The 18,381-nt window shown below is 67.4% G+C and carries 18 protein-coding genes; 5 read left to right on the top strand and 13 right to left on the bottom strand.

Features of this window, described 5'->3' with window-relative positions; all coding sequences use genetic code 11:
* Positions 1 to 77: 77 nt before the first annotated feature.
* Together BLR24_RS19980 and BLR24_RS19975 are read left to right on the top strand one after the other, a co-directional pair.
* A complete protein-coding gene (locus BLR24_RS19980) occupies positions 78 to 638 on the top strand; it encodes a methyltransferase family protein (protein WP_093020048.1) in 561 nt (186 codons plus the stop codon).
* Between the two features lie 113 nt (positions 639 to 751).
* Positions 752 to 1,555 (top strand): CPBP family intramembrane glutamic endopeptidase, encoded by an 804-nt coding sequence (locus BLR24_RS19975; protein ID WP_093020046.1) that lies wholly within the window; start codon positions 752 to 754, stop codon positions 1,553 to 1,555.
* Positions 1,556 to 1,597: 42 nt separating this feature from the next.
* Here BLR24_RS19975 and BLR24_RS19970 read toward each other — a convergent pair whose 3' ends face one another.
* The 9 genes from BLR24_RS19970 to BLR24_RS19930 all read right to left on the bottom strand — a co-directional run bounded on the left by BLR24_RS19970 (position 1,598) and on the right by BLR24_RS19930 (position 11,522).
* Entirely contained in the window at positions 1,598 to 2,206 is a 609-nt protein-coding gene (locus tag BLR24_RS19970; RefSeq protein WP_175543312.1) for a flavin reductase family protein, read from the bottom strand.
* Positions 2,207 to 2,244: 38 nt separating this feature from the next.
* The gene (locus tag BLR24_RS19965; protein WP_093020190.1) at positions 2,245 to 3,723 is read right to left on the bottom strand and encodes an N-acyl-D-amino-acid deacylase family protein; all 1,479 of its coding nucleotides are present in this window, start codon (positions 3,721 to 3,723) and stop codon (positions 2,245 to 2,247) included.
* On the bottom strand, positions 3,717 to 4,628 hold the full coding sequence (locus BLR24_RS19960; protein ID WP_093020042.1) for a MurR/RpiR family transcriptional regulator: 912 nt from the start codon (positions 4,626 to 4,628) through the stop codon (positions 3,717 to 3,719). Before BLR24_RS19960 ends, BLR24_RS19965 begins: the two co-directional genes overlap by 7 nt.
* 10 nt (positions 4,629 to 4,638) lie before the next feature.
* Positions 4,639 to 5,949, bottom strand: a complete 1,311-nt coding sequence (locus BLR24_RS19955) for an amino acid deaminase (protein WP_175543311.1) — start codon at positions 5,947 to 5,949, stop codon at positions 4,639 to 4,641.
* Between the two features lie 2 nt (positions 5,950 to 5,951).
* Complete coding sequence (locus tag BLR24_RS19950; protein ID WP_093020038.1) at positions 5,952 to 6,929, bottom strand: ABC transporter ATP-binding protein; 978 nt, start codon at positions 6,927 to 6,929, stop codon at positions 5,952 to 5,954.
* A 157-nt stretch (positions 6,930 to 7,086) separates the two neighbouring features.
* A complete protein-coding gene (locus BLR24_RS19945; protein ID WP_093020036.1) occupies positions 7,087 to 8,127 on the bottom strand; it encodes an ABC transporter ATP-binding protein in 1,041 nt (346 codons plus the stop codon).
* Complete coding sequence (locus tag BLR24_RS19940) at positions 8,127 to 8,966, bottom strand: ABC transporter permease (protein ID WP_093020034.1); 840 nt, start codon at positions 8,964 to 8,966, stop codon at positions 8,127 to 8,129. The genes BLR24_RS19945 and BLR24_RS19940 overlap by 1 nt, the downstream gene beginning before the upstream one ends.
* Before the next feature lie 9 nt (positions 8,967 to 8,975).
* The gene (locus tag BLR24_RS19935; RefSeq protein ID WP_093020032.1) at positions 8,976 to 9,917 is read right to left on the bottom strand and encodes an ABC transporter permease; all 942 of its coding nucleotides are present in this window, start codon (positions 9,915 to 9,917) and stop codon (positions 8,976 to 8,978) included.
* A 30-nt stretch (positions 9,918 to 9,947) separates the two neighbouring features.
* Positions 9,948 to 11,522, bottom strand: coding sequence for an ABC transporter substrate-binding protein (locus BLR24_RS19930; protein WP_093020030.1), 1,575 nt, complete (start codon positions 11,520 to 11,522; stop codon positions 9,948 to 9,950).
* 188 nt (positions 11,523 to 11,710) lie between these two features.
* Here BLR24_RS19930 and BLR24_RS19925 point away from each other — a divergent pair, with 188 nt between their 5' ends.
* Positions 11,711 to 12,097, top strand: coding sequence for a RidA family protein (locus BLR24_RS19925; protein WP_093020028.1), 387 nt, complete (start codon positions 11,711 to 11,713; stop codon positions 12,095 to 12,097).
* A gap of 12 nt (positions 12,098 to 12,109) precedes the next feature.
* Here the strand turns inward: BLR24_RS19925 and BLR24_RS19920 are convergent, their stop codons facing one another.
* From BLR24_RS19920 to BLR24_RS19910, 3 genes are all read right to left on the bottom strand, one after another.
* The gene (locus BLR24_RS19920; protein WP_093020026.1) at positions 12,110 to 12,703 is read right to left on the bottom strand and encodes an ATP-dependent Clp protease proteolytic subunit; all 594 of its coding nucleotides are present in this window, start codon (positions 12,701 to 12,703) and stop codon (positions 12,110 to 12,112) included.
* A gap of 94 nt (positions 12,704 to 12,797) precedes the next feature.
* Positions 12,798 to 13,505 (bottom strand): lipoprotein-releasing ABC transporter ATP-binding protein LolD, encoded by a 708-nt coding sequence (lolD, locus tag BLR24_RS19915; RefSeq protein ID WP_093020024.1) that lies wholly within the window; start codon positions 13,503 to 13,505, stop codon positions 12,798 to 12,800.
* Positions 13,498 to 14,754, bottom strand: a complete 1,257-nt coding sequence (locus BLR24_RS19910; RefSeq protein ID WP_093020022.1) for a lipoprotein-releasing ABC transporter permease subunit — start codon at positions 14,752 to 14,754, stop codon at positions 13,498 to 13,500. The genes lolD and BLR24_RS19910 overlap by 8 nt, the downstream gene beginning before the upstream one ends.
* Before the next feature lie 134 nt (positions 14,755 to 14,888).
* On the opposite strand from BLR24_RS19910, the gene BLR24_RS19905 reads away from it, so the two are divergent.
* Both BLR24_RS19905 and recJ read left to right on the top strand, forming a co-directional pair.
* Entirely contained in the window at positions 14,889 to 15,857 is a 969-nt protein-coding gene (locus BLR24_RS19905) for a hypothetical protein (RefSeq protein ID WP_093020020.1), read from the top strand.
* Entirely contained in the window at positions 15,854 to 17,578 is a 1,725-nt protein-coding gene (gene recJ, locus BLR24_RS19900; protein WP_093020018.1) for a single-stranded-DNA-specific exonuclease RecJ, read from the top strand. Before BLR24_RS19905 ends, recJ begins: the two co-directional genes overlap by 4 nt.
* Before the next feature lie 12 nt (positions 17,579 to 17,590).
* On the opposite strand, the gene BLR24_RS19895 is transcribed toward recJ, so the two are convergent.
* On the bottom strand, positions 17,591 to 18,217 hold the full coding sequence (locus BLR24_RS19895; protein ID WP_175543310.1) for a DUF1003 domain-containing protein: 627 nt from the start codon (positions 18,215 to 18,217) through the stop codon (positions 17,591 to 17,593).
* Positions 18,218 to 18,381 lie beyond the last annotated feature (164 nt).

Here is an 18,381-nt window from a genome sequence, read left to right as displayed (position 1 = left end):
CGGCACAGCGATTCCGGTGGACGGCGGGGTTTTCTATCTCTGGCTGAAGCCGGGCGGGCCGTGTAAATTCGGCCGCCATGCTTCTCTGGTTCCAGATCTTCCTTTTCGTCGCCGGCTCGGCCGCTCTGCTGTATGTCTCGCGCGGGCCATTGAGCCAGCCCGGATCGCACGGCTTCTACCGCTTCTTCGCCTGGGAATGCATGCTGGTGCTGATCATCGTGAACCTGCCGGTGTGGCATCTCGATCCGCTGTCGCTCACCCAACTGCTCTCCTGCGTGTGCCTCGCGCTATCGATCTGGCTGCCGATCCACGCGGTCAAGCTGCTCAAGGCACAGGGCAAGCCGACCGCGGCGCGCAACGACGACCCGGCCCTCTACGGTTTCGAAAAAACGTCGTCGATCGTCAGCACGGGCGCATTCCGCTACATCCGCCATCCCATGTACACGGCGCTGATGCTGCTTGCCTGGGGCGCCTTCCTGAAGCAGTTCACCTGGCTCACGCTGGCGTTGGTGCTGGCCGCCACGGTGCTGCTGTTCCTGACGGCGCTGCGCGACGAGCAGGAATGCATCGCGCATTTTGGCGACGCCTACCGCGAGTACATGCGCGGCACGCGGCGCTTCATTCCGTTCGTGCTTTAGCTGGCTGCGACGGGCTTCAGCGGGCGATCCTGCGGTGGCGGATTGCCGCCGCGGGCCGTCCAGGGTCGCTCAACGGTAATATTCGCCTCTACCCTCGGCGCCCGAAGACCTCCATGCCCTCCCCGAAAAGCAAGGCATTTCCCTCTGCCACGCAGGCCGCGCTGCTGTTTCTGGCGGTATTCCTCTGCGAATTCGTCATTGGCGTTGCGCTGCGCGACGCCAACCGCTGGCTCGGGCTCAACGCCATGCAGCTCGGCGTTCTGTCCGCGGTGCTGGGCAACGGCTGCGTGTTCGCCGTGGTCATGCACCACCAGAAGCTCACCTACCGCGAACTCTTCCACCAGTCGCCCGCCTCCGCAAGGGCCACGCTGATGCTGGTCGTGCCGCCGGTGCTGCTGCTGGTACCGGGGCTGATGGTGGTGATGACGGCCGTGCTCAACCTGCTGGTGTTCATCGCGCCGCTCTCGGCCTGGGAGGAGTCGATGTTCAGCCGCATGGCCGATGGCAGCGTCGCGGCCACGCTGGCGGTGTGCCTGATGGCGCCGCTCCTGGAAGAAATGCTGTTCCGCGGCATCGTGCTGCGCGGGTTTCTGCTGCGCTACTCGCGGTGGCAGGCCATCCTGGGCTCGGCGCTGCTCTTCGGCGCTGCGCATCTGAACATCTACCAGTTCGTCGTGGGCCTGGTCATGGGCACGGTGCTCGGCTGGCTCTATGAGCGGACCCGTTCGCTCATTCCATGCATCGCGCTGCATGCAGCCTACAACAGCGGCACGATCTTCATCGGCGACTGGCCTGAATCCGCATCGACGGCGGACGCGGCGTGGGCCTTGCTGCTGGTCTTGCTGGCCGGTGGGTGCGGCGTGCTGGCATTGCGCCGCATGCTCGTGGTGCCGGTGATACGCACGCCTGTGCCCTGACTGACCCGGGACCGGGACCAGGACCGGCCGCCAGAGAAAAACCTAGGGCTGCGTGGGCGGCAGTGGCCGCGCATCGACGGCCTCGCCATCGACAATGAAATGCCCACCCGCCACATGATGCAGCGTGCGCAGATCGTCGTGGCCCTCGAAGTGCCAGCGGCCCTCGGAGAACACCCGCTCATCGGCCTGCGCCGCGATCACTTCGCCAAGGAACAGGTCGTAGCGCTGCTGTATCGGCGGTTCGGGCAATAGCCGGCATTCGAGCCAGGCCGCGCAACCTTCGAGCAGCGGCGCATCGGTCGCCACGCCCGCGAAGGTCTGGAGCCCATAGGCCGCGAACTTGTCACGGCCCGAACGCTCGACGATCTCGCGGCCCGAGCTGTTGCCCAGCGCCTCGGTCAGGTCGAGCTGCGCGCGCGTGGGCACCTGCAGCGCGAAGGTGCCCGCGCCCTCGAGCAGCACGCGCGTCCAGGTGCTCTTGTCGAGCACCACGGCTACCTTGGGTGGATCGAAGTCCAGCGGCATCGCCCAGGCCGCGGCCATGATGTTGCGCTGGCCGCCGTGCGCGGCGCTCACGAGAACGGTGGGGCCGTGGTTGAGCAGGCGGTAGGCCTTGGCGAGCGGAACGGGCTTGCGGTGAATGGCGTTCATGCACCGCATCGTACCGGCGCGCGCTGCCCCCGCATCTGCTATGCGCCGGCGCGCGTCAGCATGCGGCCGGCTCGCGCGAGCACGCTGGCTCCCTCGCCTTGCCCGCCGCAATACGCCAGCATGCCGTTCACGAACACGCGCTCCACGCCCAGGCTCACGCCGTGCGGCTTGTCGTAGGTGGCGGTATCGGCGATGGTCTCGGGGTCGAACACCACCACGTCGGCCATGGCGCCCGCGCGCAGCAGGCCGCGGTCGGCAATTCGCAGGTTGCGCGCGGTCATGCCGGTCATCTTGTGCACGGCCTGCTCGAGCGTGAACAGGCGGCGCTGGCGCCAGTAGCGCGCGAACACGCGCGGGAATGCCCCCCACAGGCGTGGATGCGGATGGCGGTCATGCGGCAGACCGTCGCTGCCAATCATGGTGAGCGGGTGCGCGATGACGCGCTCGACGTCCTCTTCCTGCATCTGGAAATAGCAGGCGCCGCCGGGCTTCAGGCGCAGGCAGGCTTCCTGCTCGGTGGTGCCCCACTCGCGCGCAATGTCGGAAATCAGGCGGCCCGTCATCTCGGGATGCGGGTCGGACCACGTCAGCAGCACGTCGATGACGCCGTCGACCAGGTCTTCGCGCAGCACGGTGGAGCCGGCCACGTAGGGGTACACGTCCATCGAGATCTTCTGCCGCTCGGCGAGCGCCTCGATCAGCGGCAGCGTTTCCTTCGTGCGGCCCCAGTTGGCGGGGCCGGCGCACTTGTGGTGCGAGATGACCAGCGGCACGCCGGCGCTGAAGGCCGTGTCACCGGCTTCGTGCAGCGCCTCGATGATCTGCTGCATCTCGCTGCGCAGGTGCGTGGCGTAGATGCCGCCGTGCCTTGCCACGATGCGCGCGAGCGCGGTCACTTCTTCGGCCGGGGCGGCAAACGCTTCTTCGTAGAAAAGGCCCGACGACAGGCCATGCGCACCGTCGGCCATGCAGCTGTCGAGCAGTGCCGCCATGCGCGCGAGCTCGTCGCCGCTCGCGGGCCGGTCGAGCGCCTCCATGGCCGCGAAGCGCAAGGTGGTGTGGCCCACCAGCGCCGCCACGTTGAGCGCCGGCTGCGCAGCATCGACGGCCGCGCGGTACTCGGCCATGGTGGCATGCTTGAACGACTCCGCGCCCAATAGCGTGAGCGGGGGCTTGGACTGCGGCGTGCGGAAGGGCGCGAGCGAAATGCCGCAGTTGCCGGTCACCACCGTGGTGATGCCCTGCGACACCTTGGGCAGGCACAGCGGATCGCGCAGCACGATGGCGTCGTCGTGCGTGTGGGCGTCGATGAAGCCGGGCGCGATCACCTTCGTGCGGCAATCGACGATGTCGAGGTCGCCGAGTGCGACCCCTTCCGGCAAGCGCTCGCGCAGCCCTTCGCCGAGCGCGACGATGCGGTCGCCCTGCAGCAGCACGTCCCCCGGCCACGAAGGCCCACCCGAACCATCGACCACAAGGCCGGCCTCGAGCAGGATGGCTTTGGCGCCGCTCACGATGCGCGGCCCTTGCTGTTGATGCCGCCCCCGTCCCAGCTTTGCAGCGGGTGCGTCGTGGCGTCGATGCCGTGGCGCTGGAAGGCTTCGCGCGCGCGCTGCAGGCGCTGCACCGCGGGCTCGCCGCGGCGCTGGGCCACCAGCACCGTGAGAATTTCGATGGCGGTGAGGTGCGTCAGGTAGGCGTCGATGCCCACGTGCATCACGGCGTCGTCGGGCACCGAAAGGCCTAGCAGGAAGTCGGCCTTGGCTGCCAGCGCGGTGCCCGGCCGCGTGAGCGCGACCACCTTGGCGCCTTGCCCGCGTGCGATGTCGACGGCATCGAGTAGCGAAGGCATGCCGCCCACGTGCGAGATGGCAATGACCACCCCGCCCGGACGCTGCGCCGCACCCGCCACCTGCTGCAGGTGATAGTCGGTCCAGGCGTTGGCCGAGAGGCCGAGTCTGAAGAGCCGCGCCTGCAGGTCGTTTGCCATGAACCACGAGGTGGCGCCCGCACCATAAAGGTCGACGTGCGGCGCGGCGGCGATGGCGGCGACCGCGCCTTCGAGCACCTGCATGTCGAGCTGCCCGCGCACGCCCGACACCGAGGCCGCGGCGCTGCGCGCGATCTTGCCGACGACCTCGTCGGCCGCGTCCTCGATGTTCACGCGCCGGTGCAGGGGCGATCCACCGAGCGCGAGCTCTTGTGCCAGCGCGAGCTTGAATTCGCGCAGCCCCGCAAAGCCCAGGTCGCGGCAGGTGCGCATGATGGTGGGCACCGAGCTGCGCGAGCGCTCGGCCAGCTGCTCGAAACTCTCTTCCAGCGCGCGGTCGGGGTCTTCGAGGATCAGATCGAGAATCGCGCGCCGCGTGGCGGGCGCGCTGCTGCGGAGCTCGGCGATCTTCTGAAGCAATGAGGGAGTCATCGGCACGCGTTCAAAAATGCATGGCGACGGCGTCGCTCACGCGGTAGTTCTCTTCGACCACCGGCATCCAGTGCCATTTGTCGAAGGTGGTGCAAGGGTGCGAAATGCCGAGGCCGACGCGGTCGCCCACCACCGGGGCCTGCGCTTCTTCGTTGGCATCCCATCGCAGGTAGGCGTGCTGGTCGTTAAGGGCGGTGATCTTCCAGCCGGCGGGCACGGCCTCTGCTTCGAGCATGCCGCGTGCGGCGCGCGCGATGGGCACCGGCATCGAAAGGTCGAAGGAGATGTCGCGCTTGCCCACGGCCAGGATGGCCAGGCCGGGCTCGGGCCGCGACTGCACCGTGACCCACACTTCCATCGCGGGGCGCAGGCTCTCGCCGCAATCGCAGCCCAGGCGCTCGTCGACCACGCTCACCATGCGCTTGTAGAAGCCATGGTCGTGCGTGACATAGCAGCCCGAGCGCAGCAGGCCGCGAACCGGCGAACCGAGCGCGGGCTTCAGGCGGCCTGCCACGAGATCGAAGATGGCCGAACCGCCGGCCGAGACCAGCACCTCATCGGTCTCGAACAGCTGCTGCGCGTCGCAGTGGCGCGCGATGGCTTCCACGCGGTCCATCAGCGCGTTGGCGTAGGCGGTGTCGGGTTCGCTGGCGCCGGTGGCGCCTTGCCCTTCATACGTCTCGATGCCCACGAGCTTGACCGCGTCGCTGGCGCGCAGGCGCGTGGCGAGCGCCACCGCCTCTTCATGCGTGCGGCAGCCGGTGCGGGCGCCCTCGACGCCGATCTCGAGCATCACCTCGAAGGGCACGCTCTCGGGATGACGCTTCGACCAGTCTTCGATCAGCGCGAGCTGCGCGAGCGAATCGACCAGGAACACCACACGAAGGTCGGCATGTACCTGCAACAGCATCTGGATGCCGGCCAGGTCTTCATCGCTCACCACCTGGTTGGCAATGAGCGTGCGGCGCGCGCCCGCCGCCACACCGACGGCAAGCTGCGTGACCGTGGCGAAGGTCAGGCCCCAGGCGCCGGCATCGAGCTGGCGCTGAAAAAGCTGCGGCGACATGGTGGTCTTGCCGTGCGGCGCGAGGTCGATGCCCCATTCGCGCACGCGCGACTGCATCCACGCGAGGTTGTGCTCCAGCGCCTCGCGCTTGAGCACGGCCAGCGGCAGCGGCAGGTCACCGGCCAGCACGTTCCAGCCCGCGGCGCCGACTTCGCTGCGGCGACGCGGCGGCTGGGTGCGCGGGTAGCCTTTGAAGTTGCTGCCCAGCAGCGGGTCGTTGAAATCCTGGTCGGCGGTGGCGGCAGTGTCAGTCATGGTCATGCGGCAATGTGGGAGAGCAATTCCTTGCGGATGCAGGCGCTGTAGTGTCCGGGAGAAATCTCGTCGAGCGGCGGCACGGTCTGCGCGCAAGCGTCGATGGCATGCGGGCAGCGGGTGCGGAACACGCAGCCCGATGGCGGCGAGATCGGGCTGGGAATGTCGCCCTTGAGCGCGATGCGTTCGGTGGCGAGCGTCGGGTCGGGCTTCGGGCTCGCGGCCAGCAGCGCCTGCGTGTAAGGATGCGAAGGCCGCGCAAACAGCTCATCGGTGGTGGCCACTTCCATCACCTTGCCGAGGTACAGCACCACGACCCGGTCACACAGGTACTCGACCACATCAAGGTCGTGCGAAATGAAGAGCATGGTGAGGCCGAGCCGTTCGCGCAGGTCGGCCAAGAGGTTGATGACCTGCGACTGGATCGACACGTCGAGCGCCGACAACGGCTCGTCGGCCACGATGAATTCGGGCTCGACCGCAAGCGCCCGCGCCACGCCGATGCGCTGGCGCTGGCCGCCCGAGAACTCGTGCGGAAAGCGGTTCGCATGCTCAGCGCGCAGGCCCACGGTTTCGAGCAACTCAGCAATGCGTTTGTCGCGCGCGGCAGCGCCCTTGTGCAGGCCGTGTGTGGAGAGCGCCTCGCCGAGGATGGCGCTGATGCGCATCTTGGGGTTCAGGCTCGCATACGGGTCCTGGAAAATGATCTGCAGCTTGCTGCGCAGCTTGCGCATGCGCTCGCCCGAGAGCTCACCGATGTCGTCACCACGGTAGAGCACCTGGCCCTCGGTGCGTTCGACAAGGCGCAGCACGGTGCGGCCGATGGTGCTCTTGCCGGAACCGGATTCGCCGACGAGGCCCAGCGTTTCGCCGGATTGGATGGCGAACGACACGTCGTCGACCGCGCGCACCGGGCGGTCGCTGCTGCCGAAGTACTTCTTGAGTCCGCGGACTTCGATGAGGGGAGCGGCGGTGGTCATCGTGGGGATGTTGTATTGACTCCCTCCCCTTCCGGGGGAGGGTTGGGGTGGGGGCTCTGGGCGGTGGAGACCGTCGCGACGATGGAACGGCCGCGTGCCCCCACCCCAACCCTCCCCCGGAAGGGGAGGGAGCAAGACGGGGACAACGGCGCGCGGGTCATGCAGCTCTCGCGAGGGTTGCATCGGGCTGCACGCGAATACATCGCGCCTGGCGATCCTCGCGGATATCGATCAGGGGCGGTATCGCTTCCCTGCAGGCCTGCAGCGCATGATCGCAACGCGGCTCGAAAGCACACCCCGGCGGCGGCGCAAGCGGGCTCGACACCTGGCCGCGAATTGCGAACAGCCGCTTCGGCTTGGGCTGCCCCGGCAACCGCGCCTTGCCGGGCAGGCAGGCCAGGAGGCCCTGCGTGTACGGATGCTCCGGCTGCGCGAACAGCGGCCGCACGGGCGCGCTCTCGACCACGCGGCCCGCATAGAGCACCACCACGTCGTCCGCGTGGTGCGCGACCACGCCCAGGTTGTGGGTGATGAAGAGGATGCTCATGCCGGTCTCGGCCTGCAGCCGGCGCATGAGCTCGAGGATCTGCGCCTGGATGGTCACGTCGAGCGCGGTGGTGGGCTCATCGGCAATCAGCAGCGTCGGGTCGCAGGCCATCGCGAGCGCGATCATCACGCGCTGGCGCATGCCGCCCGAAAGCTGGTGCGGGTATTCGTGGATGCGTTGCGCCGCCGCGGGAATCTCGACCAGTTCCAGCATGCGCAGCGCGTGAGCCATGGCCGCCTTGCGGTCCAGGCCCTTGTGCAATCGCACGCTTTCGGCAATCTGTTCGCCGATGGTGAAGACCGGGTTCAAGCTGGTCATCGGCTCCTGGAAGATCATCGACAGCTGGTTGCCGCGCAGGCTGCGCATCTCGCGCTCGCTGATCTGCAGCAGGTCGAGCGTCTTGCCTTCGCGCGTGACGAAAGAGGCCGAGCCGCTGACCTGTGCATTCGCGGTCTTGGGCAACAGACGCATCAGCGTGAGGCTGGTGACCGACTTGCCCGAGCCCGATTCGCCCACCAGCGCCGTGGTCTTGCCGGGCTGGATCGAAAAGCTCACATCGGCCACCGAACGGATCAGTCCGTCTTCGGTGGGGAAGCTGGTGCTCAGGTTGCTGACCTGGAGACGGGGTGTTGTCGTGGTCGTGGTCGTCATCACAGCGTCTTCTTCAGCTTGGGGTCGAGCAGGTCGCGCACGCCGTCGCCCAGCAGCTGCAGCGACAGCGCCGTGAAGATGATCGCGAGCCCCGGGAACAGCACCACCCAGAAGGCCTGGTGCGCATACTGCTGGCTGCCCGCGACCATGGTGCCCCACGTGGGAATTTCGGGCGGCACGCCGACGCCGAGGAACGAGAGCCCCGCTTCGGCCAGGATGGCGTAGGCGAAGATGAACGACACCTGCACGAGGATCGGCGACATCAGGTTCGGCAAGATGTGGCGCCACAGGATGCGCGAGGTGCGCACGCCCAGCGCGCGCACCGCTTCCACGAACAGCAGTTCGCGCACCACCAGCGTCGAGGCCCGCACCACCCGCGCCACGCGCGGCGTGTACACCAGCACCAGCGCAAGCACGGTGTTGATGAGCGAGGGCCCGAGGATCGCGACCAGCGCGATAGCCAGCAAGATGTCGGGGAACGACATCATTGCGTCGACCACCCGCATCAGCGGCGTGTCGAGCCGGCGGAAGAAGCCGGCCATCAGGCCCAGCACGGTGCCGGCGATCACCGAACCCAGCGCGGTGAGCGCGGCAATGGCGAGCGAGTAGCGCGCGCCATGCACGATGCGCGAGTACATGTCGCGGCCGAGCTCGTCGGTGCCCAGCAGGTGCTCGGCGCTCGGCCCTTTCAGGCGTTGCAGCACGGCCGTGTCGTTGGGATCGATGGAGGCGAACAGCGGCGCGCCGATGGCGAGCACCGCAATCACCAGCAGCACCAGCGCGGAGACCATCACGATGCGGCGGTGCATCAGCTGGCGGAGCATTCGGGGCATTTGCATGGTGTTCTCTCAGACCTTCACGCGCGGATCGACGACGGCGTACAGCAGGTCGATCGAAAAATTGATCAGCACGTAGATCGCCGCAATCACGAGCAGCGCGCCCTGGATCACCGGGTAGTCGCGCCTGAGCACCGCGCTCACCACAAGATTGCCGACACCCGGCAGGCCGAACACGGTCTCGGTGATGACCGCACCGCCGATCATCAGCGCAACCGTGAGGCCGATCACCGTGACGATGGGCACCAGCGCATTGCGCAGCGCATGCTTGAGCACCACCGTGCTTTCGCTGAGGCCCTTGGAGCGCGCGGTGCGCACATAGTCTTCGCCCAGCACGTCGAGCATCGAGGCCCGCGTGAAGCGGATGATGAGCGCCGAGTTCAGGAGGCCCAGCACCGTGGCCGGCAGCACGAGAGCATGCAGCCGCTCGACGAACGGCGCGTCGGGCGCGCCGTAGCCCGACACCGGAAACCACCCGAACGACACCGCAAAAATCTGGATCAGCACGATGCCGAGCCAGAAGCTCGGGATGCTGGCGCCGAGCATCGCAATGCCGGTGAAGAGCTGGTCGACCATGCGACCGCGGAACACGGCCGAGACGATGCCGCAGGGCACGCCGATCAGCGCCGCGATGGCCACGGCCATCAGCGCAAGCAGCGTGGTGGGTTCGGAGCGCTCCCACAGCGCTTGCGTCACCGGCCGCTGCAGGAAGATGGAGGTGCCGAGGTTGCCCTGCAGCACTTCGCGCAGCCAGTAGCCGAACTGCACGGGCAGCGGCTTGTCCAGACCGTATTCCTTCTGCACGCGAGCAATGTCGGCGGCCGTGGCCTGGTCTCCCAGCAGCACCGAGACCGGATCGCCCGAGGCCGCGCGCGTGAGCACGAAAACGAGCACGGCCACGATAGCGAGCACGACGAGCATGCCGGCGGCGCGCGAGGCAAGATAGCGAAACATGAGTGGTTGGCTCCGTGGCGACCCGGGGGCTTACTTGATTCTTGCGTTCCAGAAGAATGGCCATGTCGCGGGCTGGTAGTTGTCCAGCGCCGGGCTCTTGGCCGACAGCCCGTTGAACTTGCCGACATTGATGTACGGCACTTCTTCATAGACCACCTGCTGCACCTTGCCCCACAGCGCGCCGCGCTTGGCCGGATCGCTTTCGACATTGAAGGCCTGCAGCGCCGACTTCTTGGCGGGCGAATCCCACCAGCCGGGCGCGCCGTCGCCCAGCTGCGGCGGCGAGAGCATCGGCTCGGGAAACTGGCCCGAGTGGGTGACGTAGATGTCCCACAGCTTCGGGTCGTTGCGGCGCTGCACCAGCGTGGCCCAGTCGACCACGTTCAAATCGACCTTGAAGCCGGCGCGCTTGAGCTGCTCGGCCATCAGGAGCGACATGTTGTAGTGGAAGTCGTACTGGCGGCTTGTGAGCACGCGGATCGGCTCGCCCTTGTAGCCGGCCTTGGCCGCGGCTTCCTTGGCCTTGGATGCGTTGCGCTCGTTGTAGAGCGTGGCGCCGGCGGTCGAATAGAACGGCGAGCCCTTGGGGAAGTGGTTGCCTTCGGCCACGAAAAAGCGCGTGTCGCCGAAGCCGGCGGCGAGCATCTCGCCTTCGCCGAGCGCGGACTGGATCGCCTGGCGCAGCGCTTGATTGGCGGCCACGCCCTCCTTGGTGTTGAGCACGAGGTACGGAAAACCGAACGACGGCGTCATGATCGGCACGGTCTTGCCGCCGGACTTTTCAAGGCGCGGCAGGGCCTCGACCGGCAGCAGGTCGGCAAAGTCGTACTGGCCGGCCAGCGCACCTTCGACGCGCGTGCTGGCGTTGGGCACAGGCACGAAGCGCAGTTCTTCGATGGCGGCTTCGCGCTTGCCGCCGTAGCCGCTTGCCGGCTCCTTGCGCGCCGTGTACTTGTCGAAGCGCGTGAGCAGCACGAACTGATCAGGGCGGCGCTCCTTGAACTTGTAGGGGCCGGTGCCGACGAACTCTTTCAACGGCGAAGCGATGGAATCCTTGGCCATGATGGCGGCCATGCCGCTGGGCAAGGCGAGCTGCGAGAGCAGCGGCGCATACGGTGCCTTCAGCACGATCTCCACGCCCAGCGGGCCCTTGGCCTTGAGGCTCTCGATTTCCTTGCCCACGGCCTTGCCGCGCGGCGACTGATCCATCCAGCGCTGCAGGCTGGCCACCACGTCGTCGGCGTTGAGTTCGCGGCCGTTGTGCAGCATCACGCCCTTGCGCAGGGTGATGGCGTAGCTCTTGCCGTCAGCGGAGATCTTGGGCATGGTCTCGGCCAGCATCGGCACCACGTTCCACTTGGCGTCGAAGGTGTAGAGCGTCTCGTACACGTGCTGCATGATGGTTCCGACCAGGTCGGCCGTCGAGGCCATCGGGTCGAGCGTCTGCGGTTCGGCCACCATGGCCAACGTGGCGAAGTTGCGCGGCCCCTGGGCATGCGCTTGCTGGTGAGGCAGCGCGGCACACAGCATTGCGAGCAGGGAAGCGCCCAGCAGGCTGCGCTTCGACAGCTTCGGCAGGCGCTGGACAAGACCGGCGTGGGACATGGGGACTCCTTCGTGGGGCAGGCGGTTTGTGAAAGAAATTTTCTCTTCTGCCTGCACTTTGAAGCACTATCCGTGCCAAATCATCCGTGTAAACCCTTGTTTGAGGGTTATTCTGAAAGAGATTTTCAGATTTGGCCGATACTGGCGATCCCCCTTTTCCTCTTTGTCTTTACTTCAGGAGTCCTCTCATGCCGCTCGAATACCTCGGCGCCCCGCCCGTCGCCTCCGACCGCCAGGCACGTCCTTTCTCCCCGGCCGTGCGCGCCGGCGATTTCATCTACGTGTCGGGTCAGGTGCCAGCCAATGCCGATGGCGAGATCGTGGCGGGCGGCATTGAGGCGCAGACGCGCCAGGTGATGGAAAACCTGAAAAAGGTGCTCGCGCTGGCCGGCGCCACGCTCGACGACGTCTGCAAGAGCACCGTCTGGCTGCAGGACGCGCGCGACTTTGGTGCCTTCAACCGCATCTACATGAGCTACTTCGGTGAAAACAAGCCGGCGCGCTCGACCACCGAAGCGCGGCTGATGGTCGACGCCAAGGTCGAGATCGACGTGGTGGCCTACAAGCCCAAATAACTACAGCAGCACCTACAGAAGCTCGGTCTTGCGCTGGATGATGCGCGAGACCAGCCCGTATTCGACCGCCTCCGTCGCCGAGAGCCAGCGGTCGCGCTCGATGTCGGCCAGCACCACGTCGATCGGCTTGCCGGTCTCGCGCGCGATCTCGTGCGCGATGCGATGGCGGGCCTTGATGATTTCCTGCGCCTGGATCGCGATGTCGGTCGCCTGTCCGCCCGCGCCGCCGCTGGGCTGGTGGATCAGGAAGCGCGTGTTGGGCAGGCACACGCGCCGCTCGCGGGGCGCAGCCAGGTAGAGGTGCGTGGCGGCGCTGCCGACCCAGCCGGTGCCGATCATGTTCACCGGTGCGCTGATGAAACGCACGATGTCGTGAATGGCATCGCCCGACTCCAGGTGGCCGCCGGGCGAGCTCACGAGAATGTCGATCGGTTTTTCGCCGCTGTCGGCATCCAGCGCGATGAGCCGGCGCGTCACGTCGGCGGCCACCGCGTCGGTGATGCTGCCGAAGATCAGCAGCGTGCGCGACTTGAAGGCCTTCTCTTCCAGGTAGGAATTGCGCGGTTCCGCAGTGGCCGCGGGTGGGGTGTCGTCGTCGGTTTCCATGATCAAGCAGCGCTCCTGTGATTGAACGGCATCTTGCCGGACAGACGGACAGTTTCGCGACATTGCAGGCACCGTGGCAAGCGGCAGCTGCAACTCAGCCGGCCAGCCTGCCCGCCACCAGTTGCAGCACGCGGTCGCAGCGCTTGGCGAGTTCCTGGTCGTGCGTGACCATCACGAAGGCCGTGCGGTGCTTGTGCGCCAGCTCGATCATCAGCGCAAACACGGTGTCGGCCGTGTTGCGGTCGAGGTTGCCCGTGGGCTCGTCGGCCAGTACGCAGGCCGGCTGCGTGACCAGCGCACGCGCAATGGCTACGCGCTGGCGCTCGCCGCCCGAAAGCTCGGCCGGGCGGTGGTGCAGGCGCTCGCCCAGGCCCACGCTTTCGAGGATCTTCGTGGCCGCGGCCGCCGCCTGCGCGGGCGCCATGCGCCGGATCTTGAGCGGCATCGCCACGTTGTCGAGCGCGCTGAATTCGGGCAGGAGGTGATGGAACTGGTAGACGAAGCCCAGGTGCTGGTTGCGCAGCCGCCCCTGCTCGGCCGCGTCGGCATGCGCGATGTCCTTGCCGAGCAGCTCGACCTTGCCGGCCGTGGGGCCGTCGAGCCCGCCCATCAGGTGCAGCAGCGTGCTCTTGCCGGAGCCCGAGGCGCCGACGATGGCCAGCGTTTCGCCGGCGCGCACATCCAGGTCGACGCCGTGCAGCACGGTGAGGTCGATGCGCCCTTCGTGAAAGCGCTTGGTGAGGCCGCGCGCCTTCAGCACCACGCCATTGCCCGGCGTGGCGGCATTTTTTTGTTCACTCATAGCGCAGGGCCTCGGCGGGGTTGACGCGGCTCGCGCGCCAGCTCGGGTACAGAGTGGCCAGGAAAGCCAGGACCAGGGAAATGATGGCGATCGGCATGATGTCGCTGCGCTGCGGATCGCTCGGCATCTTGCTGATCAGGTAGATGTCCTTCGGCAAAAAGCTGGCATGAAAGAGCCGCTCGAGCGCCGGCACGATCACGTCGATGTTGTAGGCAATGCCCAGCCCCAGCAGCAGCCCGCCCACGGTGCCGATCACGCCGACCATCGCCCCCTGCACCACGAAGATCCCCATGATGCTGCGCGGCGAGCTGCCCAGCGTACGCAGGATGGCGATGTCGGCGCGCTTGTCGGTCACGGTCATCACCAGCGTGGACACCAAGTTGAAGGCGGCCACCGCCACGATGAGCGTGAGGATGATGAACATCATGCGTTTCTCGACCTGCACGGCCGCGAACCAGGTCTTGTTCTGGCGCGTCCAGTCGCGAATGAGGAACTGGCCCGGCAGCGTGACGGCCATCTGGTCGGCCACCTCGCGTGCCTCGTTCAGGTCCTTGAGCTTGATGCGGATGCCGGAGGGCCCGTCGAGCCGGAACACGCGCTGGGCGTCTTCCTCATGGATCATGGCCAGCGCGGAGTCGTACTCGTAGTGGCCCGAATCGAAGGTGCCCACCACGGTGAACTGCTTCAGCCGCGGCACCACGCCCGCAGGCGTGACCTGCCCGCCCGGCGCGACCAGCGTGACCTGGTCGCCCGGCTGCACGAACAGCGAGCGCGCCAGCTCGCCGCCCAGCACGATGCCGAACTGGCCCGGCACCAGCTTGTCGAGCGTGCCCTTCTGCGCCGTGGTGTCGATGTCGGTCACCTCGGGTTCGAGCTTGGGCACGATGCCGCGCACCAGCGTGCCTTTCATGTCCTCGCCGCGCGCGATGAGCGCCTGGGTGGCAATGAAGGGCGCGGCGCCGATCACCTCGGGGTTCTTGCGCGCGGCCGCCGTGATGGCGTCGATGTCGGGCAGTGCCTGCCCGTCGCGCGAAATGATCTCGATGTGCGACACCACGCCGAGCATGCGGTCGCGCACCTCTTTCTGGAAACCGTTCATCACGCTGAGCACGATGATCAGCGCCGCCACTCCCAATGCGATGCCGAGCATCGACACGCCGGAGATGAAGGAGATGAAGCCGTTGCGCCGCGTCGCCCGGCCTGCGCGGGTATAGCGCCAGCCGAGCTGCAGTTCGTAAGGAAGTCGCATATTTTCAGTTTGAGCTCAGCCAGGTGCACCCGCGGATCCGGCTTTGCCGGGCTGCCGGGTGCGCCCCCCAATGGAGAGATGCGCCAAAGGCGCTGCGGCGGGCTTTTCATCCTAGCATCCCGGACAATAGGGAAATGGCCGAACCTCTCCCCCGTCATCTGTTGATTCCTTTTGCCGGCCGCGGTTCCCCGGCATGCCGCGCGGCATGGCCCTCCCTCCGGCTGCCCAACCTCGAGGCCCTGCTCTCCCGCCTCTCGATCGCGGAGACCGACACGCAGGACGAAAGCACGCGCTCACCGCCCCATGAACGGGCGCTCGCCAAGGCGTTGGGCATCTCGGCGCCGGACGGCTGCATTCCCTGGGCCGCGTTGGAAGCTGCGCAGAGTGGCATCGCCGAACCTGGCGACAGCGAAGGCTGGGGCCTGGTTTCGCTGAGCAACTGGCAGGTGGGCATCGACGATGTGGTGCTGGGCGACCCGGCTGCCATCGAGATCGACGCAGCCGAATCGGCCGCGTTGCTGGCCGCCGCCAACCCCTTTTTCGAGGAAGACGGAATTGCGCTGCATCCCTCGGCCACGCCCGGCCGCTGGCTGGCGCGCGCGCGCATCTTCGACGGCCTGCCCACGGCTTCCATCGACCGCGCGGTGGGCCATCCGATTTCGCAATGGTCCCCTCTCGCCGAAGCGGCGCGGCCGCTGCGCCGGCTCCAGAACGAAATGCAGATGCTGCTCTATACCCAGCGCGTGAACGACGACCGTGCCGCGCGCGGCGTGCCGCCGATCAACTCTTTCTGGCTCAGCGGCACCGGCGCGCTGCAAGCAGGCATTCCTGTGACCGACACGGCGCCGCCGACCGTGAGCGACGCGCTGCGCGTGGCCGCGTTGCGCGACGACGGACCGGGCTGGGCCGAAGCCTGGCAGGCGCTCGACGCAAGCACCCTCGCGAGCCTGCTGGCCGAGTACACCGCTGGCGCCGACGTCATGCTCACGCTGTGCGGCGACCGCGCGGCGCAGCGCTACGCGGTGCAGCAACGCGGACTGGTGGGCTGGGCCCGAAGCCTGTTCGACCGGCCGCGCGCCGCCATTGTGCTGGAGGCGCTATGAAGATCATCGCCAGGGAGATTCCGCCCCGCACGGTCTGGGCGCTCGAGCAGGCCGGCGTGCATCCCCTGCTCGCACGTCTCTTTGCCGCGCGCGGCGTGCTTGCCAAGGACGACCTCGACGACGGCCTGGCGCGCCTGCTGCCGCCCGACACGCTGCACGGCGCGCGCGAGGCGGCGGTGCTGCTGGCCGATGCGATGGCACAGGACAAGCGCCTGTGCATCGTGGCCGACTACGACTGCGACGGCGCCACCGCCTGCGCCGTCGCGGTGCGCGGCCTGCGCCTGCTCGGCGCAAAAAACGTGAGCTACCTGGTGCCCGACCGCGTGGTCGACGGCTACGGCCTCACGTCGCCCATCGCCGAGCGGGTGGCGGACAGCGGCGCCGACATGCTGATCACCGTCGACAACGGCATTGCCAGCGTCGAGGGCGTGGCCGCCGCCAAGGCGCGCGGCCTGCAGGTGCTGGTGACCGACCATCATCTGCCGGGTCCCGAACTACCGGCCGCCGACGTGCTGGTGAATCCCAACCAGGTCGGCTGCGGCTTCGAGAGCAAGAGCATCGCCGGCGTGGGCGTGATGTTCTACGTGCTGCTGGCGCTGCGCTCCGAACTGCGCGCACGCGGCATCTTCACCGCGGCCACGCAGCCCAAGCTGGACGTGCTGCTTCCGCTGGTGGCACTCGGCACCGTGGCCGACGTGGTGAAGCTCGACGCCAACAACCGCCGGCTCGTCGCGCAGGGCCTTCGGCGCATTCGCGCTGGCGCGCTCCCGGCCGGCATTGCGGCGCTGTTCAAGGCGGCCGGGCGCAACGCGGCGGTGGCCACCACCTTCGACTTCGGCTTTGCACTGGGGCCCCGCATCAATGCTGCCGGCCGCTTGGCTGACATGACGCTCGGCATCGAGTGCCTCTTGACCGACGACGCGGGCCGCGCCGATGAACTGGCGCGCATGCTCGACGGCATCAACCGCGAGCGGCGCGACATCGAGGGCGGCATGCGCGACCAGGCGCTGCTGCTGGCCGAATCGCTGTTCGGCCCCACGGCCGATGGCGGCGAAGCACCGCCGGCCGCCATCAGCGTGTTCGATGCCGACTTTCACGAAGGTGTGGTCGGCATCGTGGCCTCGCGCATCAAGGACCGCTTTCACCGCCCGACCTTCGTGTTTGCCGCTAGCGGCGCGCCGGGCAAGGAACATGAGCTCAAGGGTTCCGGCCGCTCGATTCCGGGCTTTCACCTGCGCGATGCGCTCGACCTGGTCGCGAAGCGCCATCCGGGCGTGCTGCTGCGCTTCGGTGGCCACGCGATGGCAGCCGGCTGCACCGTCGCGCGCGAGAAGTTCGAGATGTTCGAACAGGCGCTGGCCGAAGTGGCGCACGAGTGGCTCGACGCCGCCACCCTGACGCGCCGCCTCGACACCGACGGGCCGCTGGCCCGCGAATACATGCGCATCGACCTGGTCGACACGCTGCATCGCGAAGTGTGGGGCCAGGGTTTTGCCCCGCCCACTTTCAGCGAGGAAGTGGAGGTGGTGTCGCAGCGCCTGGTGGGCGAGAAGCACCTTGCGCTCAAGCTGCGGCACCAGGGGCAGCCGGTCGACGGCATCTGGTTCGGCCATACCGATCCGCTGCCCGCGCGCGTGAAGCTGGCCTTCCGGCTCGATGCCGACGAATGGCAGGGTGTGCGTCGCGTGCGCTTCCTGGTCGAAGGCGCAGAGCTGCCCTAGCGGCCGCGCTCCTCAACGGCGCTCCTCGTGCGAGGCCTCGGCCTCCACGATCTGGTGCAGCACTTTGCCAGGGTCGGTTCGCTCGGTCAGCGCCCTGACCTCGCTGTGCGACTCCTGCGGCACTTCCATCTTTTCCGCCATGCGGGTGGCGAGGCGCAGCAATGCGGTCATCTCGCGCTCGTTCAGCAGGTTGATCTGCAGGTCCAGGTGGTGCCGGCGCTCGCTCTCTTCGGCTGACATGTTCTGGCTGATCAGGATCATGATCGCCAGCACGATGGCCTCGATGGAAACCAGAAAGAGCAGGAACGTGAAGGGATAGGGATCGATCTGCCAGACAAACTGGTTGAGCAGGATCCATGCGGCAAAGAAGGCCAGGTTCCACCACAGAAAGGCCACCGTTCCACAGTAGCGCGATATGCGGGACACCAGCCGGTAGAGCAGCGGCTTGGCGCGCCGGTTTTCTTCCTCGAGTTCCAGGATGGACTCGATGTTCCGGTGTGTCAGCGCGTGGAGCGAGGGATGCTTTGCGCGGGCGGCCCGGTGTGCCTTGCCGTTGCCATTGCTGCTGTTTCCGTTGCCTTTGCCGTTGCCGCTGCCTTTGCGTTCGCCGGGTTCCTTCGTTTCCTTTTCAGGCTGCATCGCCCGTGCTCCAGAGTCGGGAAGCCATGACGATGCGCACGCCGCCATCGCCCGTGCGTAGGCATGCGTCGTTACTCCTTGCAAGCGAAGCGGAAATCGCGCGACACGGCGGGCGCGCAGTCGGGACGGATTCCTACGCAGGCGGGGCACCAGAGTTTTACGGT

The organism is Variovorax sp. OV700, assembly GCF_900099805.1.
Classification (GTDB): Bacteria; Pseudomonadota; Gammaproteobacteria; order Burkholderiales; family Burkholderiaceae_C; genus Variovorax.
The sequence above is the reverse complement of the archived record's forward strand: the minus strand, read 5'-3'. Positions and strand labels throughout refer to the sequence as shown.

What these genes read in the sequence shown, in the direction of transcription:
- BLR24_RS19955 (WP_175543311.1), bottom strand. Translation starts at nt 5,949, where the DNA reads ATGACTGACACTGCCGCCACCGCCGACCAGGATTTCAACGACCCGCTG.
- BLR24_RS19930 (WP_093020030.1), bottom strand. Translation starts at nt 11,522, where the DNA reads ATGTCCCACGCCGGTCTTGTCCAGCGCCTGCCGAAGCTGTCGAAGCGC.
- BLR24_RS19910 (WP_093020022.1), bottom strand. Translation starts at nt 14,754, where the DNA reads ATGCGACTTCCTTACGAACTGCAGCTCGGCTGGCGCTATACCCGCGCA.
- BLR24_RS19895 (WP_175543310.1), bottom strand. Translation starts at nt 18,217, where the DNA reads ATGCAGCCTGAAAAGGAAACGAAGGAACCCGGCGAACGCAAAGGCAGC.
- BLR24_RS19925 (WP_093020028.1), top strand. Translation starts at nt 11,711, where the DNA reads ATGCCGCTCGAATACCTCGGCGCCCCGCCCGTCGCCTCCGACCGCCAG.
- lolD (WP_093020024.1), bottom strand. Translation starts at nt 13,505, where the DNA reads ATGAGTGAACAAAAAAATGCCGCCACGCCGGGCAATGGCGTGGTGCTG.
- BLR24_RS19920 (WP_093020026.1), bottom strand. Translation starts at nt 12,703, where the DNA reads ATGGAAACCGACGACGACACCCCACCCGCGGCCACTGCGGAACCGCGC.
- BLR24_RS19935 (WP_093020032.1), bottom strand. Translation starts at nt 9,917, where the DNA reads ATGTTTCGCTATCTTGCCTCGCGCGCCGCCGGCATGCTCGTCGTGCTC.
- BLR24_RS19945 (WP_093020036.1), bottom strand. Translation starts at nt 8,127, where the DNA reads ATGACGACCACGACCACGACAACACCCCGTCTCCAGGTCAGCAACCTG.
- recJ (WP_093020018.1), top strand. Translation starts at nt 15,854, where the DNA reads ATGAAGATCATCGCCAGGGAGATTCCGCCCCGCACGGTCTGGGCGCTC.
- BLR24_RS19975 (WP_093020046.1), top strand. Translation starts at nt 752, where the DNA reads ATGCCCTCCCCGAAAAGCAAGGCATTTCCCTCTGCCACGCAGGCCGCG.
- BLR24_RS19970 (WP_175543312.1), bottom strand. Translation starts at nt 2,206, where the DNA reads ATGAACGCCATTCACCGCAAGCCCGTTCCGCTCGCCAAGGCCTACCGC.
- BLR24_RS19940 (WP_093020034.1), bottom strand. Translation starts at nt 8,966, where the DNA reads ATGCAAATGCCCCGAATGCTCCGCCAGCTGATGCACCGCCGCATCGTG.
- BLR24_RS19905 (WP_093020020.1), top strand. Translation starts at nt 14,889, where the DNA reads ATGGCCGAACCTCTCCCCCGTCATCTGTTGATTCCTTTTGCCGGCCGC.
- BLR24_RS19980 (WP_093020048.1), top strand. Translation starts at nt 78, where the DNA reads ATGCTTCTCTGGTTCCAGATCTTCCTTTTCGTCGCCGGCTCGGCCGCT.
- BLR24_RS19960 (WP_093020042.1), bottom strand. Translation starts at nt 4,628, where the DNA reads ATGACTCCCTCATTGCTTCAGAAGATCGCCGAGCTCCGCAGCAGCGCG.
- BLR24_RS19950 (WP_093020038.1), bottom strand. Translation starts at nt 6,929, where the DNA reads ATGACCACCGCCGCTCCCCTCATCGAAGTCCGCGGACTCAAGAAGTAC.